Below are 15,178 nucleotides of genomic sequence, written 5' to 3'. Positions count from 1 at the left end.
TTCTCTAACTACGTAAAAGTAACAAGATGATAAAAAAACTATGCACATTACTTTTGCTGACCTGTATGACTGCTGCGCCTTCATTGGCGCAGCGCTACAGCAGCAGTGATGATGCGTCGTTTGCCCCGAAGAAAGGGCAGTGGCAGGTTTCGGTGATGCTTGGCAGTGGTAAGTTCTTCAGTGAGAACACCTCTTATCTACTACCTAAGTTTACCAATACCGAAGGAGTAATCGGACTTCCAAATGGAGGAACGGACAACTCCGGAGACCTGGACCGCTACCTGAATATCGGTAGTCTGAACAATAATAGTCTTGTCAATATTGCAGGTGTGGAAGGTAAATATTTTCTGTCTGATAACTGGGATGTAAACTTCCAGTTCAGCATGAATGTCAGCCTGACTCCCAAGAAAGACTATGTGGAAGGAGACAATAGTGTACCCGACATGATTATCCCGGCGCAAAGTTATATCAATGCGCAGATGACCAATAATTGGTATATGTCTGTCGGTTCCAACTATTATTTCAAGACGCGCAACGAACGTATTCATCCATATATCGGAGGCGCACTCGGCTTCCAGATGGCACGCATTGAAACTACCGAACCTTATACCGGAGACACCTATAAGGATAGTGACGAGTCGGAAGAACTTCCTGCTCAAGTGTTCACTTCCGGTAGTAAAGCCGGTCAGATGTACGGTTTCAAAGTGGCTGCCGTAGCAGGCATCGAGTATAGTATTGCCAAAGGTTTTATTTTCGGTTTCGAAATGCATCCGCTGGCTTACCGCTATGACTTGATACAGATTTGTCCGAAAGGGTTTGATAAATATAATGCTGGTCACCATAACATCAAGATTTTCGAAATGCCTGTGGTGAAACTGGGTTTCAGATTCTAAGGATAAATGATTATACAAATGTATAAATGAAAAAAGAGAGCCGCTCTGCTGATATTGGCGGACGGCTTTTCTTTTTCATTGATGAAGAATAAATAACTCAATGAACAAAAAAATATTATTTTATCTCTTAGGTATAGGTTTGTTGGGAGGAGCCTGTTCCGGTCATCAATTGAAAGGGTATGAGATTGACGGTACAGTATCCCTGCCTGAATTTGAAGGTAAAAAGGTCTATATGAAAGATGCTTGTACCAATCTACCTGTAGATAGTACACAGATAATAAACGGAAAGTTTGTCTTTGCCGACACGGCAGCGATCGTTTCGCCGGTAGTGAAGATACTTTCCATTCCTACCCGTCGTCCGGGATTTGAATATCGCCTTCCTGTCGTTTTGGAAAACGGGACTATCCAAGCCGGTATTTCCGATATTGTCTGTACGAAAGGAACGATGCTTAATGAACGTATGCAAGATTTCCTGATGGCTGTTGATGAATATTCCGCAACCTGCACGGGTAAAAATGTAGAACAAATAAAAACCGGATTTTCGGATTTGCTGAAGAAATTTATAGAAATCAATAACGATAATGCGATAGGAGAATATATACGAACTGCCTACCGCTCATCGCTATAATACAATCATATTGCCCCTTTTTCAGAAGGAAACAAAATTTCCCACGAAGAACAATAACTTCTCCGGGTATTTCCCATCAATAATATTATTACTTATTAGGATGGAAATATCATAAAGAGAAACAAAATATGCCCTTGTGAAAGTCCATATTTTGTAGTGTTATGTTTTCAAGGACGTTCCTGAATACTAAATTCCCTTATTTCCCGGGAACGTCCTTTTTTTATAATTAGTTATGTACCAAAGTACCTATTTCTTCTCCACTGATTACCTTCTTTAAATTACCTACCGTATCCATATCAAAAACGACAATAGGCAAATTATTCTCCTTGCACATACAAGTAGCTGTCAAGTCCATTACTTTTAATCCGCGTTTCAGTACTTCATCATACGTGATGTCATCAAATTTGGTTGCAGTAGGATCTTTTTCCGGATCGGCGGTATAAATACCATCTACACGGGTTCCTTTCAGCATTACATCTGCTTCGATTTCGATTCCTCTCAATGAAGAACCTGTGTCAGTAGTAAAGAAAGGATTTCCTGTTCCTGCGGACATGATGACAACCTCCCCGTTTTCCATACATTCGATAGCCTTCCATTTGCTATAAAATTCACCGATAGGCTCCATGCGGACTGCCGTCAAGACACGGGCTTTCACTCCGGTAGCTACAAGAGCCGAACTTAGAGCAAGGCTATTAATGACAGTTGCCAACATCCCCATTTGGTCACCTTTCACACGGTCAAAACCTTTATTGGCGCCACTCAATCCGCGGAAGATATTTCCGCCACCGATAACGATACCTATTTGTACGCCTTGTCCGTGGATTTCCTTGATTTGCTCTGCATACTCTGCCAGTCTTTTTTCGTCAATACCATATTGTTTCTCGCCCATTAAGCTCTCTCCGCTGAGCTTTAGTAAGATTCTTTTATACTTTGCCATATCTTTTTCTTTTATTGTTTGCCGCAAACTTACACAAAAACGCTGGAATAGACGAATAAAAATGGAAGAATAATGCAGCTTGGATGGAATATATGGTAGAGTAGGATTCCAAGTCATTACTCAATAAAAAGGGTGTGTTCATATGGATTCTATTTTAGTAACTTCCGATTTCCATCATCCTCCAATACCCGCATTTGTTGAATAGCAATCTGATTTAGTTTTATGAGTCGTTCGCCTTGTTGTATTCCTTGGTCGATGAATACAGCATTGAGGGTTTCCATATTTGAGAGGCAAATAAGCTCATTGATGGTGGCATAGTCACGGATATTTCCTTTCAATTCGGGATTTTGCTCCCTCCACATCTTTGCTGTCATGCCAAAACATGGCAACATTCAGCACATCGGCTTCTTCGGCATAAATGATACTTGCCTGTTTGGTGGTAACTTCGGCCGGGATAAGATTTTGTTTAATGGCATCGGTATGAATTCGGTAGTTTATCTTAGATAATTCACGTTTAGCTGTCCAACCGAGTAGGGCTTGTTCTTGCTCTTTCAAACGTTGGAACTCTTTTACGATGTATAACTCAAATTCCACCGAAATCCAACTTGCAAATTTGAAAGCGATATCTTTATGAGCGTACGTTCCACCATATCGTCCGGATTTGGAAATAATGCCAATGGCATTTGTCGATTCGGCCCATTTGCTCGGAGAAAGAGTAAATGCATTCAGCCCTGCTTCTTTTTTAAACCCCTCGAATTCGAGGGGTTTAAAAGCTGGGTTGTACAAGCTTTCCCAAATGCCGAGATATTCTATGGTATTACGATTACGCATCCAATTGCAATAACAGCAGTTAGGTCATCACTTTTATATTTAGCTATATCTGTTAATGATATATAATCGTTATCATTGAAGAGAGTGATAGTCACGTTTGTGTTCTTGACTGTTATTTTTGCCATGTTACATTGATATAATGATTTTCGTTATCAAAAGTACTATATTCTTTTGATAATAAAGAAATTTCATTTGGGAAATTGTGCTATAATTCAAATGGTTTCAATTCGTTTTATACTGATAGCCTTTATTGAGGCGATGTGATTGCCTTTTTCATGACCCCTCTTCCTAAAAAAGTTTGTACGATTCCTCTTAATGAAAGATAAACAAGAAACGCCAGCCATAAAGCATGATTTCCCAAAAGGGAATGAAATGCATAATATATACCGAAGAAACTGGCGGAAGCGACTAGCATCGAGTAAAGCATCTGACGGGTAGCGGTAGCACCGATAAATACTCCATCCCACAAGAATGCAGAAAAACCGGCTAATGGAATGGCGAGTGCCCAATAGAAATAGGAGTCCGACGCATTGATTACTGAAGCATCGTTAGTCAGCAATCCCAGGAATTCTTTTCCACCAACTGAATATAAAATAGTGAATACCAACGAAAGTCCAAATCCCCAATAGAAAAGGTGACGCACTGTGTTGTGCAGGCCTATTTGGTTTTTAGCGCCTATATAGCGTCCTGCCAAAGCTTCGCCGGCATAAGCAAAACCATCCATGATATAGGAAAAGAGAGTAAATAATTGCATCAGCAAAGTATTGACTGCTAAAACAACTTCTCCTTGTGCGGCTCCGGCTGAAGTGAAGAACATGGTGACTATAACAAGGCAAAGCGTACGGAAAAAAATGTCACGATTTACCTGGAAGAAACGATACATAGCCTTCTTCTGCCAAATCTCTTTCCATATAATTCGTTTTCTAAGCGTATGATAGTAACGTATGTATAACAGAATAGCCATGAAGAAACCTGCATATTGGGCAATGAGGGTTCCCAAAGCTACACCTGCTACTTTCATATCCAATAAATAGACAAAACAGAGACTGGCTGCAATATTGACAATGTTTTGCGTAATAGCGATATACATCGGGAAACGTGAATTCTGCATTCCGATGAACCAGCCAGCAAATCCATAAAGGCCTAATGTGGCGGGAGCTCCCCAAATGCAAATGTAGAAATAGGTCGTTGCCAGTTGCTCGACTTCCGGTGTCGTTTGTATAAATGTAAATGCCAGTTTCAGGATAGGATATTGAAGTATCAACAGACAGAAAGCAATTAATAATCCCACGCCGACAGAGCGTAATAGCAGCCGGGTGATTTCATTAAGATCGTGCTGACCATAAGCCTGTGAAGTCATGCCGCTGGTTCCCATGCGCAGGAAACCGAAAATCCAATAGATAATATTGAACAACATTCCCCCTACGGCAATGGCTCCGATATAAGCCGGAGAACCGAGGTGACCTACGATAGTGACATCAATAAGTCCCAGTAGCGGAACGGTTATATTGGATATAATCGATGGTATGGCAATCTGTAATATTCGTCTGTTTTCAGAGGTTTGTTTTTTATCTATCATTTTATAGAAACACTTTTATCAAATCGATTGTTCTTTTTGTGCGCAAAGGTACATTTTTTATTTTTTTATTGTATCTTTGTGTGCCACGAACTAAATGCAAATATTGGATTATGAGAGCCTTAACTATCTTCTTTTTATCTTTGTTTTCGTTGCCGCTGATGCTGAATGCGCAGTCGGTGGACGAGATGTTGCAGAAAGTGTCTGCCGCTATCGAAGCCGGACAGCACGGACAGGCTGTGAGCTATTTCCGACAGACGATCAGTCTGAATATGGATCGCACGGAAATGTACTATTGGACGAATGTGGACAAAAGCAGTGAAATTAGCGTGAATCTGGCGAATGAACTGGCGATTGCCTATAAGAAGAAGCGGAATTACGACAAGGCTTATCTGTTCTATAAAGAGTTACTTCAAAAGGCTCCCAATAATGTAGACTATCTCGAACCCTGTGCCGAAATGCAGGTATGCCGCGGACAGGAAAAGGATGCCCTGCGTATGTATGAAAAGATATTGCAACTGGATGCAGACAATCTGGCGGCCAACATCTTCTTAGGCAATTACTATTATTTGATGGCTGAGCGGGAAAAGAAGCAGTTGGAGACTGACTATAAGAAAATATCGTCACCGACGAAAATGCAATATGCCCGTTATCGGGACGGATTATCAAAAGTGTTTGCTACGGGATATGAAAAGGCACGGGATTCTTTGCAGAAGGTTATTTTAAGGTTTCCGTCGACAGAAGCTCAAAAGACGTTGGATAAGATATTGAGAATAGAAAAAGAGGTGAAGCGCTAGGCGGTTCACCTCTTCTTTATCAATTAATTGTGATTGAATACTTATATTCTATTTAATGACTTTTATTGGTAAGTCGATTGGCCCATCCGTAGTAGAACGTGTTTGTACTTGTCCGTTTTTCGGTCCCGGAATAAGTGGACTGTATGATAGGACATGGCGGATACGAGCTCTTTGATCAGGTGTAAACTGATTAGAGTAGCTGATGGAGTAATCCATTATGTTATAAGAAATAAATGTATTATTGCTACAGTTAGTTCTACGAACGAGATAGTTGAAATTATAATTCTCCGGTTCGTTTTGCTCTACATATGCATAATCAGCATCATACTGAATCTTATTGTAACTAGGGGTGTCGTCGCAATAGTCTGTATCTTTACATGTATTGATAATGTTTCCGTTTTTATCAGAGGAGAATGTATGATGCAGACCTAAATAATGTCCAAGTTCGTGTGCCAAAGTGACGGTGACATCAGCAGGATCATACTTTGGAGAAATAGATTCTCTGTTGATAAACAGACTGTTAATGGATACGGAATATGGAAATTGAAGATTTTCTAGCTTTATAGAGGAGTATTTAGTTTCAGTGAGTCCTTCTAAAAAGTTAGCACCTGTAGTAGAATAAGGTAGATGAGAGATTCCTAATGTTACACTTCCTGAATTGGGATCAGAGGTGAAATTATATATCATAATATTGATATACTTGTTAGGATCCCATAAATATTTTACATAATAACCTGAATTATCGTTCATGAAAGTTTCACAGTCAATCGGGTAGTTTTGAGACTGTTCTATGTATTCTACGCCTGGAGTAGTTAATGTCTCTCCATTGGGACCAGTTGTCGTAAGTGTAAACGTTAGATTCATATCTACACTATTAGTCCTGTTTTTATACATGCCATTGACTATCTGAAGTATATCTGCCAGGCGCTTTTGACTTACATATTGTAGGGGGTTGTTTTTATCCTGATACAATACATGAAAAATGACAGGAAGCTCATAATGATATTCTTCTGTTGTTTCATCGGCTCCTTTTTGAGTTATATTGAACGTTTTGCTGACTTTATTACTAATAATAGTGACAGTTGCAGTTCTCGAAGAGGATTCCGGATTTATATTGATAGATAAAGTAAGCTTTTCATCGTTTTCTCCTTTATTCTTATCGGGAATACACCATTGCTTGTTACTGACCACAGTCCACGAAGAACTGCAGGTTATGTCTATGGTTAAGGTTTCACCGCTTGCACTAATATCTTCAAATGTTGACTTGGATACCTCTAACGTGGCAGAATCAGAATCTTCGCAACTAGTAGCGAATAAGAATAAGAATGGAAGCAAAAGAATTAGTCTTGTTTTCATAAATAAGAGAGTTTTTTATATAAACGTACGTCTCAAAGATAATGTTTTAATCTGTCAGTCAATTATTTATTTCAATAAATATTCCACTTCCTTAAACATATAACCTCTTTGGTTCTGCGTCTCATCTTCTAAAATCAATCTACCTTCGGGCTCTACACAGACAATTCGTGCAAGAAATTCTCCGTTCGCATCTCTATATCGGTGCATCCCTTCTTTTCTGAAAAGCGACTTTTCATATTGGGTGACAATGGGTGCTGTTTCGTCTTTTTGGAGCAGTTTATAATAAGATTGGATACGCAACATAATATTCTTCAAGACCTCAAAAATATCATATTGTTTTCCTGTGATTTGGTATAGTGAAACAGGATTGGGTGCTAGGCTGTGAAACTCTTCCTGATTGATATTGATTCCGATTCCCGCAATACTCTGATTGATATTCCGTCCCATCAAGTCATTCTCTATCAGTATTCCGCATATTTTCTTCTCTTTCCAGTAAATATCATTCGGCCATTTGATAGAAATATCATCGGTATATGTATTCAATTCTTCCTTGATAGCTAAAGACACAATCTGCGAAATAAGAAACTGGCGTCGTGCTTCCAAAAACTCAGGAAAAAGCACAAAGCTGAAAAGGAGATTCTTGAATGGCTCCGATTCCCACGAATTTCCACGCTGTCCCCGTCCGGAAGTTTGGAAGTCGGCGACTACGGTCGTAAACTCTTCTACTTTTTCTTTGGCACAAAGAGTTTGCAGATAGTTGTTGGTAGAGTTCGTTTCTCTGATATGAATCAATGGAACCGGAAATAATTCAGGGGAGAGCATCATATTCTGCACGTAACTTTTTAGTAAACTTCTTGATTACTTCATCGTAGGAATGGTCTATAAGTTCTTTCATGAACTTGTCATCTACATCACTGTCAAAGCGGACACTATTCCAATACTTCTTGTTGAAATGGTAAGCTCCTTCAATTCCGGAATAATGTTCGCGCAGTTCAATCGCTTTCTCCGGGTCGCATTTCAATGCGATATGATTGGCTTCTTCCAAATCAATAAGAGCAAACATTTTATTCATTACCTTTATAACTAGTGATACGTCGTCAAAAGGAAAAGATTCGGTGGCACCTTTCTTACTCAAGCAATATTCTCTGACAGTTTCTACGTTCATAATAAATCAATTTATAATAAATCTGTGTACACTCTTTATGATTAGCATTAGAATAAGGGCGGATAAAACGCTTCCTTCATATGTTCAATCTTGAAATCCCCATTGTCGTTACCCACTACGGTAATAATATCGAAACGTACAGAGGCATCAATCTGAAACAGTTTCATGTACGTATCCGCAGCACGTACCGTACGTCTTATTTTGGGCAGGTCAACGGCATCTTCCGGTTCGGCAAACTGAGTGTTGCTGCGGGTTTTAACCTCAACTACAATCAACTCATTCTCCTTTGCGGCCACAATATCCAGTTCGAAATGCCCTTTTCGCCAATTCCGGTCACGAATGATATAACCATGCTGTTCGAGATAGGCTACAGCGGCATCTTCTCCGGCTTTACCCAATTCATTATGTTTAGCCATCTTTTTTTGCAAATTTACTGCTTTTATTCTTTGAATTTACAGAAGTAAAAGTAATTTTGCAGAAGATATGAGAAAAAGGAATAAGAAGTGCCTGAAAATGCACGTCGAGTGTACCAAAAGAGAACGACGGATGAGCATTTTGTTGAGCGACGAAGAGCAACTGATAGTTGATCGTTATCTTGAAAAATACAAGATATCGAATAAGTCACGTTGGCTTCGTGAAACCATTCTCATGTTTATCCATAAGAATATGGAAGAAGATTATCCCACCCTTTTCGGTGAACACGATATGAGACGATAAGAATATGCTGGACGATACTTACTTCATGAAACAAGCTTTGATAGAGGCGCGTAAAGCTGCCGACCGGGGAGAAGTTCCCGTGGGAGCTATCGTGGTTTGTAAAGAGCGGATTATCGCACGTGCTCACAATCTGACAGAAACATTGAATGATGTGACGGCTCATGCCGAAATGCAGGCGATTACTGCTGCAGCCAATGTACTTGGTGGTAAATATCTCAATGAATGCACCCTGTATGTCACCGTTGAACCTTGCGTGATGTGTGCCGGAGCTATTGCCTGGGCACAGACAGGCAGACTTGTATTTGGTGCCGAAGATGAGAAACGTGGTTATCAGAAATATGCCGGTTCGGCTCTGCATCCTAAAACTGTTGTTGTTAAAGGACTGATGGCTGACGAGTGTGCCACGCTTATGAAAGAGTTTTTTGCTGCGAAACGGAGATAAGTGATGACGTAAGTGATTAAACTATGTAGTGCAGCTATTAATCACTATTCCTTAATTTCCTCGAAGTCCACATATTCACCATCATCCTGCGTGAATATTTTCTTGTGCCTTCTTCCCGATACATTCTCCGAATATATCTCTTCTTCATTATCCGCCGGGTTCTGTGTTCCCTGATTGTAACTCTGTTGTCCCGTGGTACCATGTCCTGATTCAGCTTGCTTCGGACGCGACGACGATGACGACGAACGACGCCCTATCCCGAATATGGCTCTTAGCAGAAATCCTACAATCGAAAGACCAAATACGACAATGGCAATAATAAAGATGAGTATAAATAAAAGTATATGCATCGGGCTATGATTTTTATATTGTAACTTTGATAAAACTCATAGTACAACAAACGTGCCAAGAGATTGTTTATTTACTTTTTCTTGTAAAAAGTGAAAGTAAAATATACCATACAATAATGGCTGCAAAGCTACTGATTCCCAGGAAAACAAGTAAAGGAATACAAATAATCAAGAAAATAAAACTGACTTTATTGTCAGCCCATGACAGGCTTTTGAATTTCAGGGAAAACATCGGTATTTCGGATACCAGCAACCATGAAGACAGACAAACGAGTATAAAAAGATAGACAGGATGGCAGCTTTCGGAAATCAGCAAGTCATGTGTGCCTGCCACCAAAGAGCCCCAGAATAAAGCATTGGCAGGAACAGGAAGGCCGACAAAAGAGCTTGTCTGCCGGGTATCATTATTGAACTTTGCCAAGCGCAAAGCAGAGAATACGGAAATCAAAAATGCCGCATAAGGCAAGTAGGGAGCTATAAATTCCATATTTGCCGGATAGTACATCTCTTTAAACAAAGAGAATACAATCACTGAAGGCGCAAAGCCGAAGCTGACATCATCAGCCAGCGAATCCAAGTCTTTCCCGATGACGGAATGAGCGTTGAGCACACGTGCCAACAGTCCGTCGAAGAAATCGAAGATAGAGCTTAAAGCGATAAAAAGCAGTGCCAGTTCGTATTTTGCTTCAAAAGCCATGACGCAAGCAATACAACCGGAGAAAAGGTTCAGGCAGGTTACGGTATTCGGGATACTGTTTTTAATAACGTTTGTCATTGTGACAGAATTATTTAAGTTTGGCGATAACCGTTTGGTTACCGGTCGTTAATTGCCCCATGCTGACACAGACCTCTGTACCAATGGGCAAATATACATCCACACGGGAGCCGAATTTGATGAATCCCATGTGTTCGTCGATATAACATTCTTCGCCTACCTCAGCGTAGGTTACAATACGGCGTGCCACAGCACCGGCTATCTGGCGGGTGAGCACTTCCACACCTTCCGGTGTTTCAATCACTACCGTAGAACGTTCATTCTCTGTGCTGGCTTTCGGCAGCCAGGCTTTCATAAAGTTACCATTGTGATGAGCCACCTTCTTGATAGTGCCGTCCACCGGATACCAGTTGGCGTGAACATTCACAATGCTCATAAATATAGAAATCATCAAACGGCGATCATGGAAATATTCGTTTTCATCGACTTCTTCGATTACGACGATTTTCCCGTCGGCAGGTGCAACGACTATTTTCTCAGTGTCCTGCCCGAAGAGACGGATCGGACAACGGAAGAAATTCACCATTAGCAGATAGACTGCAATACTTGCTGCTGCTACCACATAAAATGGAATTTTGCAATCGATTCCCCAATAAAGAGCGGCATTAATCAATAGCAATAGCAAGAAGCTAGCCCATAATATATGTGTTCCTTCACGGTGAATACGTATTTTCTTCAATTTCTTTAGTCGGCTCATGAATGCTGTTTAATGATATTGACTGCAAAAATATACTTAATTTAAAATATCAGCAAGTAAATGGGCATAGAAATGCGAATGTTGATAACTTTTTGAGGATTATTTTTGTTTATAACCCAAGAGGTAGTAATTTTATGCCTTCAATTTAACTACTTATCATTATGCAGGATTTCGTTCATTTACATGTCCATACCCAATATTCTCTCTTGGATGGTCAGGCAAGCGTCGCTCGTCTGGTCGATAAAGCAATGAAGAATGGAATGAAGGGTATTGCTGTGACCGACCATGGAAATATGTTCGGTATCAAGGAATTTACGAACTACGTCAATAAAAAGAATAGCGGCCCGAAAGGTGAAATCAAAGACTTGAAGAAGCGAATAGCGGGAATCGAGGCCGGTACGATAGAATGTGAAGATAAAGAAGCGGAGATTGCCGCTTGCAAAGCCAAGATAGTAGAAGCGGAAAACAAACTCTTCAAACCCATCATCGGTTGTGAAATGTATGTGGCGCGCCGTACGATGGATCTGAAAGAGGGAAAACCCGACCAAAGCGGTTATCACCTGATCGTACTGGCAAAGAACGAGAAAGGTTATCATAACCTTATTAAGCTAGTATCGCACGCATGGACGCGAGGGTACTATATGCGTCCGCGTACAGACCGCAGCGAACTTGAAAAGTATCATGAAGGACTGATGGTATGTTCTGCCTGTCTCGGTGGTGAAATACCGAAACGGATTACTGCCGGGCAATTTGCAGAAGCTGAAGAAGCTATACAATGGTATAAGAACTTGTTTGGTGACGATTTCTATCTTGAGATGCAACGTCATAAGGCGACTGTTCCCCGTGCCAATCACGAATGTTACCCATTGCAGGTGAATGTGAACAAACACTTGATGGAGTATGCGCAGAAGTTCAACATCAAACTGATTTGTACGAACGACGTTCACTTCGTGGACGAAGAAAATGCCGAAGCGCACGACCGGCTGATTTGCTTGAGTACCGGCAAGGACCTGGATGATCCGGGCCGTATGCTTTACACAAAACAGGAGTGGATGAAGACGCGTGAAGAGATGAATGAACTCTTTGCAGACGTGCCTGAAGCACTGAGCAATACATTGGAACTCCTCAATAAAGTAGAATATTACTCCATCGACCATGCACCTATCATGCCTACTTTCGCCATTCCCGAAGACTTCGGAACGGAAGAAGGATACAGGGCAAAGCTAACGGAAAAAGACCTGTTCGATGAATTTACGCAGGACGAAAATGGAAATGTCGTTTTGAGTGAGGAGGATGCGAAAGATAAAATAAAACGTTTGGGAGGTTATGATAAACTCTATCGTATCAAACTCGAGGGAGACTATCTTGCCAAGTTAGCTTTCGACGGAGCGAAGCGGATATATGGTGACCCGCTGTCCGAAGAAGTCAAGGAACGTCTGAACTTCGAGTTGTACATCATGAAAACGATGGGTTTTCCCGGATACTTCTTGATTGTGCAGGACTTTATCAATGCGGCTCGTACAGAGTTAGGAGTGTCAGTAGGGCCGGGGCGTGGTTCGGCTGCCGGTTCGGCAGTGGCCTACTGTCTGGGTATTACGAAAATCGACCCTATCCAGTACGACTTGCTGTTCGAGCGTTTCCTGAATCCTGACCGTATCTCATTGCCCGATATTGATGTGGACTTCGATGATGACGGTCGTGGTGAAGTGCTCCGTTGGGTAACTAATAAATATGGACAGGAAAAGGTAGCCCATATCATCACTTATGGTACGATGGCTACGAAGCTGGCGATTAAGGACGTTGCTCGTGTACAGAAACTTCCTCTTTCCGAATCCGACCGCCTGGCAAAATTAGTGCCGGATAAGATTCCCGACAAGAAGCTGAACCTGCGCAATGCCATCGAATATGTTCCCGAATTGCAGGCGGCCGAAGTATCGCCGGACCCATTGGTGCGGGATACGCTCAAGTATGCCAAGATGCTCGAGGGTAATGTCCGTGGTACGGGTGTACACGCCTGTGGTACGATTATCTGCCGTGATGATATAACCGACTGGGTGCCTGTCAGCACTGCCGATGATAAAGAGACGGGTGAAAAGATGCTCGTCACGCAATATGAAGGCTCGGTGATCGAGGATACCGGATTGATTAAGATGGACTTCCTGGGACTGAAAACTTTGTCCATCATAAAAGAAGCCGTTGAAAATATCCGCCTGAGCCGTAGCATCTTAGTTGATGTAGATAGCATAGATATATGTGACCCCGCGACCTATAAACTATATAGTGACGGTCGAACAATCGGTACATTCCAGTTTGAATCTGCCGGTATGCAGAAGTACTTGCGCGAATTGCAGCCTTCTACATTCGAGGATTTGATTGCCATGAATGCTCTCTATCGTCCGGGACCGATGGATTATATCCCTGATTTTATCGACCGTAAGCACGGACGCAAGCCGATTGAGTATGATATTCCGGTAATGGAGAAATACTTGAGTGATACGTATGGCATCACGGTCTATCAGGAACAGGTGATGCTTTTGTCACGTCTGCTGGCGGATTTTACCCGTGGTGAATCCGATGCTCTTCGTAAAGCGATGGGTAAGAAGCTGCGTGACAAGCTGGATCACATGAAACCTAAATTTATCGAAGGCGGTCGAAAAAATGGACACAATCCGAAAGTCCTTGAAAAGATTTGGGCGGACTGGGAGAAATTTGCGTCCTACGCTTTCAATAAATCTCACGCAACCTGCTATTCATGGGTAGCTTATCAGACAGCTTATCTGAAAGCGAACTACCCTTCCGAATATATGGCGGCTGTAATGAGCCGAAGTTTGTCTAACATTACCGACATCACGAAACTGATGGACGAATGTAAGGCGATGGGTATTCTGACCTTGGGCCCGGATGTCAATGAGAGTAACTTGAAATTCACCGTAAACCATGACGGTAATATCCGTTTCGGGCTCGGTGCTGTGAAAGGAGTAGGCGAAGCCGCCGTGCAAAGTATTATGGAAGAACGTGAGAAGAACGGCCCTTTCACCGGAATATTCGACTTTGTACAGCGTGTCAACCTGAATGCCTGCAACAAGAAGAATATGGAATGTCTTGCTTTGGCCGGTGGTTTCGACAGTTTCCCGGAACTGAAACGCGAACAATACTTCGCCGTCAACTCCAAAGGGGAAGTCTTCCTTGAAACCCTGATGCGCTATGGTAACCGTTATCAGGCGGATAAGTCGGCTGCGGTCAACTCTCTGTTTGGCGGTGATAACGTGATTGACGTGGCAACTCCTGAAATACCGCAAGGAGTGGAACGCTGGAACGATCTTGACCGTCTGAACCGTGAACGTGATTTGGTAGGTATCTATTTGTCTGCCCACCCGTTGGATGAATTTGTGATTGTACTGGATCATGTCTGCAACACGCGTATGGCAGATTTGGAAGATAAGGCTGCGCTTGTCGGTCGTGAAATAACGATGGGCGGAATTGTGACCAGTGTTCGTCGTGGAATCAGCAAGAATGGAAACCCTTACGGCATCGCCAAGATAGAGGATTATTCCGGTTCTACCGAAATCCCATTTTGGGGAAATGACTGGGTGACTTATCAAGGATACCTCAACGAAGGAACTTTCCTGTATATCAAAGCCCGTTGTCAGGCAAAACAATGGCGGCAGGATGAGCTGGAAGTGAAAATTACTTCTATGGAACTTCTCCCGGACGTGAAGGATGAACTCGTACAGAAAATAACAATCATGATACCTCTGTCGGTATTGAACTCCGCTTTAATCAAGGAGCTTGCGTCGTTGACTAAAGAGCATCCGGGCAATACAGAACTCTATTTCAAGGTGACGGATGATGTCGATGTCAATCGTGTGTCGGTCGATTTGATTTCCCGCCCGATCAAGCTTTCGGTAGGCCGTGAGTTAATTACCTATTTAAAAGACCGTCCCGAACTGGGATTTCATATCAATTGATTGGGTGTCCATCCGGACTTGCTTGTTAAAACAAAAAAGAGTATAC

At 41.9% G+C, this 15,178-nt stretch carries 15 protein-coding genes and 1 pseudogene; 6 read left to right on the top strand and 10 right to left on the bottom strand.

From position 1 onward, the window contains the following. The first annotated feature begins 26 nt into the window (after positions 1-26). Positions 27-893: a BT1926 family outer membrane beta-barrel protein gene (locus tag BacF7301_RS00505; RefSeq protein WP_167959485.1), complete on the top strand. Its 867-nt coding sequence runs from the start codon at positions 27-29 to the stop codon at positions 891-893. Positions 894-993: 100 nt separating this feature from the next. Further along, the gene (locus BacF7301_RS00500) at positions 994-1,521 is read left to right on the top strand and encodes a DUF4369 domain-containing protein (RefSeq protein ID WP_209319485.1); all 528 of its coding nucleotides are present in this window, start codon (positions 994-996) and stop codon (positions 1,519-1,521) included. Positions 1,522-1,747: 226 nt separating this feature from the next. Here BacF7301_RS00500 and pyrH read toward each other — a convergent pair whose 3' ends face one another. From pyrH to BacF7301_RS00485, 3 genes and pseudogenes are all read right to left on the bottom strand, one after another. Continuing rightward, a complete protein-coding gene (gene pyrH, locus BacF7301_RS00495; protein WP_167959484.1) occupies positions 1,748-2,458 on the bottom strand; it encodes a UMP kinase in 711 nt (236 codons plus the stop codon). A 149-nt stretch (positions 2,459-2,607) separates the two neighbouring features. Beyond that, a pseudogene (locus BacF7301_RS00490) lies at positions 2,608-3,414 on the bottom strand (KilA-N domain-containing protein). Positions 3,415-3,536: 122 nt separating this feature from the next. Then, complete coding sequence (locus BacF7301_RS00485) at positions 3,537-4,868, bottom strand: MATE family efflux transporter (protein ID WP_167959483.1); 1,332 nt, start codon at positions 4,866-4,868, stop codon at positions 3,537-3,539. Between the two features lie 110 nt (positions 4,869-4,978). On the opposite strand from BacF7301_RS00485, the gene BacF7301_RS00480 reads away from it, so the two are divergent. Continuing rightward, on the top strand, positions 4,979-5,662 hold the full coding sequence (locus tag BacF7301_RS00480; RefSeq protein WP_167959482.1) for a tetratricopeptide repeat protein: 684 nt from the start codon (positions 4,979-4,981) through the stop codon (positions 5,660-5,662). A 48-nt stretch (positions 5,663-5,710) separates the two neighbouring features. On the opposite strand, the gene BacF7301_RS00475 is transcribed toward BacF7301_RS00480, so the two are convergent. From BacF7301_RS00475 to BacF7301_RS00460, 4 genes are all read right to left on the bottom strand, one after another. Further along, on the bottom strand, positions 5,711-7,018 hold the full coding sequence (locus tag BacF7301_RS00475) for a zinc-dependent metalloproteinase lipoprotein (protein WP_167959481.1): 1,308 nt from the start codon (positions 7,016-7,018) through the stop codon (positions 5,711-5,713). 66 nt (positions 7,019-7,084) lie between these two features. Continuing rightward, positions 7,085-7,843: a biotin--[acetyl-CoA-carboxylase] ligase gene (locus tag BacF7301_RS00470; RefSeq protein WP_167959480.1), complete on the bottom strand. Its 759-nt coding sequence runs from the start codon at positions 7,841-7,843 to the stop codon at positions 7,085-7,087. Further along, positions 7,827-8,183, bottom strand: coding sequence for an MmcQ/YjbR family DNA-binding protein (locus BacF7301_RS00465; protein ID WP_167959479.1), 357 nt, complete (start codon positions 8,181-8,183; stop codon positions 7,827-7,829). The genes BacF7301_RS00470 and BacF7301_RS00465 overlap by 17 nt, the downstream gene beginning before the upstream one ends. Positions 8,184-8,230: 47 nt before the next feature. Next, positions 8,231-8,599 (bottom strand): YraN family protein, encoded by a 369-nt coding sequence (locus tag BacF7301_RS00460; protein ID WP_167959478.1) that lies wholly within the window; start codon positions 8,597-8,599, stop codon positions 8,231-8,233. Between the two features lie 67 nt (positions 8,600-8,666). On the opposite strand from BacF7301_RS00460, the gene BacF7301_RS00455 reads away from it, so the two are divergent. Both BacF7301_RS00455 and BacF7301_RS00450 read left to right on the top strand, forming a co-directional pair. Next, entirely contained in the window at positions 8,667-8,900 is a 234-nt protein-coding gene (locus tag BacF7301_RS00455) for a hypothetical protein (RefSeq protein WP_167959477.1), read from the top strand. Between the two features lie 4 nt (positions 8,901-8,904). Beyond that, positions 8,905-9,342 carry a nucleoside deaminase gene (locus tag BacF7301_RS00450; RefSeq protein WP_167959476.1) on the top strand — a complete coding sequence of 146 codons (438 nt, stop codon included), beginning with the start codon at positions 8,905-8,907 and terminating at the stop codon, positions 9,340-9,342. 44 nt (positions 9,343-9,386) lie between these two features. Here BacF7301_RS00450 and BacF7301_RS00445 read toward each other — a convergent pair whose 3' ends face one another. The 3 genes from BacF7301_RS00445 to BacF7301_RS00435 all read right to left on the bottom strand — a co-directional run bounded on the left by BacF7301_RS00445 (position 9,387) and on the right by BacF7301_RS00435 (position 11,164). Continuing rightward, positions 9,387-9,692, bottom strand: coding sequence for a DUF4834 family protein (locus BacF7301_RS00445; RefSeq protein ID WP_167959475.1), 306 nt, complete (start codon positions 9,690-9,692; stop codon positions 9,387-9,389). A gap of 67 nt (positions 9,693-9,759) precedes the next feature. Continuing rightward, on the bottom strand, positions 9,760-10,467 hold the full coding sequence (gene pssA / locus BacF7301_RS00440; RefSeq protein ID WP_167959474.1) for a CDP-diacylglycerol--serine O-phosphatidyltransferase: 708 nt from the start codon (positions 10,465-10,467) through the stop codon (positions 9,760-9,762). Positions 10,468-10,477: 10 nt separating this feature from the next. After that, positions 10,478-11,164: a phosphatidylserine decarboxylase family protein gene (locus BacF7301_RS00435; protein ID WP_167959473.1), complete on the bottom strand. Its 687-nt coding sequence runs from the start codon at positions 11,162-11,164 to the stop codon at positions 10,478-10,480. 161 nt (positions 11,165-11,325) lie between these two features. On the opposite strand from BacF7301_RS00435, the gene dnaE reads away from it, so the two are divergent. Beyond that, a complete protein-coding gene (dnaE, locus tag BacF7301_RS00430) occupies positions 11,326-15,132 on the top strand; it encodes a DNA polymerase III subunit alpha (RefSeq protein WP_167959472.1) in 3,807 nt (1,268 codons plus the stop codon). Positions 15,133-15,178: the final 46 nt, after the last annotated feature.

It is taken from the genome of Bacteroides faecium, from assembly GCF_012113595.1.
Taxonomy (GTDB): domain Bacteria; phylum Bacteroidota; class Bacteroidia; order Bacteroidales; family Bacteroidaceae; genus Bacteroides; species Bacteroides faecium.
The sequence above is the reverse complement of the archived record's forward strand: the minus strand, read 5'-3'. Positions and strand labels throughout refer to the sequence as shown.

Bases quoted from the DNA above. Each gene is read 5' to 3' on its own strand.
- BacF7301_RS00500 (WP_209319485.1), top strand. From the start codon at position 994: ATGAACAAAAAAATATTATTTTATCTCTTAGGTATAGGTTTGTTGGGA.
- BacF7301_RS00455 (WP_167959477.1), top strand. From the start codon at position 8,667: ATGAGAAAAAGGAATAAGAAGTGCCTGAAAATGCACGTCGAGTGTACC.
- BacF7301_RS00505 (WP_167959485.1), top strand. From the start codon at position 27: ATGATAAAAAAACTATGCACATTACTTTTGCTGACCTGTATGACTGCT.
- BacF7301_RS00485 (WP_167959483.1), bottom strand. From the start codon at position 4,868: ATGATAGATAAAAAACAAACCTCTGAAAACAGACGAATATTACAGATT.
- BacF7301_RS00450 (WP_167959476.1), top strand. From the start codon at position 8,905: ATGCTGGACGATACTTACTTCATGAAACAAGCTTTGATAGAGGCGCGT.
- BacF7301_RS00465 (WP_167959479.1), bottom strand. From the start codon at position 8,183: ATGAACGTAGAAACTGTCAGAGAATATTGCTTGAGTAAGAAAGGTGCC.
- BacF7301_RS00470 (WP_167959480.1), bottom strand. From the start codon at position 7,843: ATGATGCTCTCCCCTGAATTATTTCCGGTTCCATTGATTCATATCAGA.
- BacF7301_RS00480 (WP_167959482.1), top strand. From the start codon at position 4,979: ATGAGAGCCTTAACTATCTTCTTTTTATCTTTGTTTTCGTTGCCGCTG.
- pyrH (WP_167959484.1), bottom strand. From the start codon at position 2,458: ATGGCAAAGTATAAAAGAATCTTACTAAAGCTCAGCGGAGAGAGCTTA.
- pssA (WP_167959474.1), bottom strand. From the start codon at position 10,467: ATGACAAACGTTATTAAAAACAGTATCCCGAATACCGTAACCTGCCTG.
- BacF7301_RS00460 (WP_167959478.1), bottom strand. From the start codon at position 8,599: ATGGCTAAACATAATGAATTGGGTAAAGCCGGAGAAGATGCCGCTGTA.
- BacF7301_RS00445 (WP_167959475.1), bottom strand. From the start codon at position 9,692: ATGCATATACTTTTATTTATACTCATCTTTATTATTGCCATTGTCGTA.
- dnaE (WP_167959472.1), top strand. From the start codon at position 11,326: ATGCAGGATTTCGTTCATTTACATGTCCATACCCAATATTCTCTCTTG.
- BacF7301_RS00475 (WP_167959481.1), bottom strand. From the start codon at position 7,018: ATGAAAACAAGACTAATTCTTTTGCTTCCATTCTTATTCTTATTCGCT.
- BacF7301_RS00435 (WP_167959473.1), bottom strand. From the start codon at position 11,164: ATGAGCCGACTAAAGAAATTGAAGAAAATACGTATTCACCGTGAAGGA.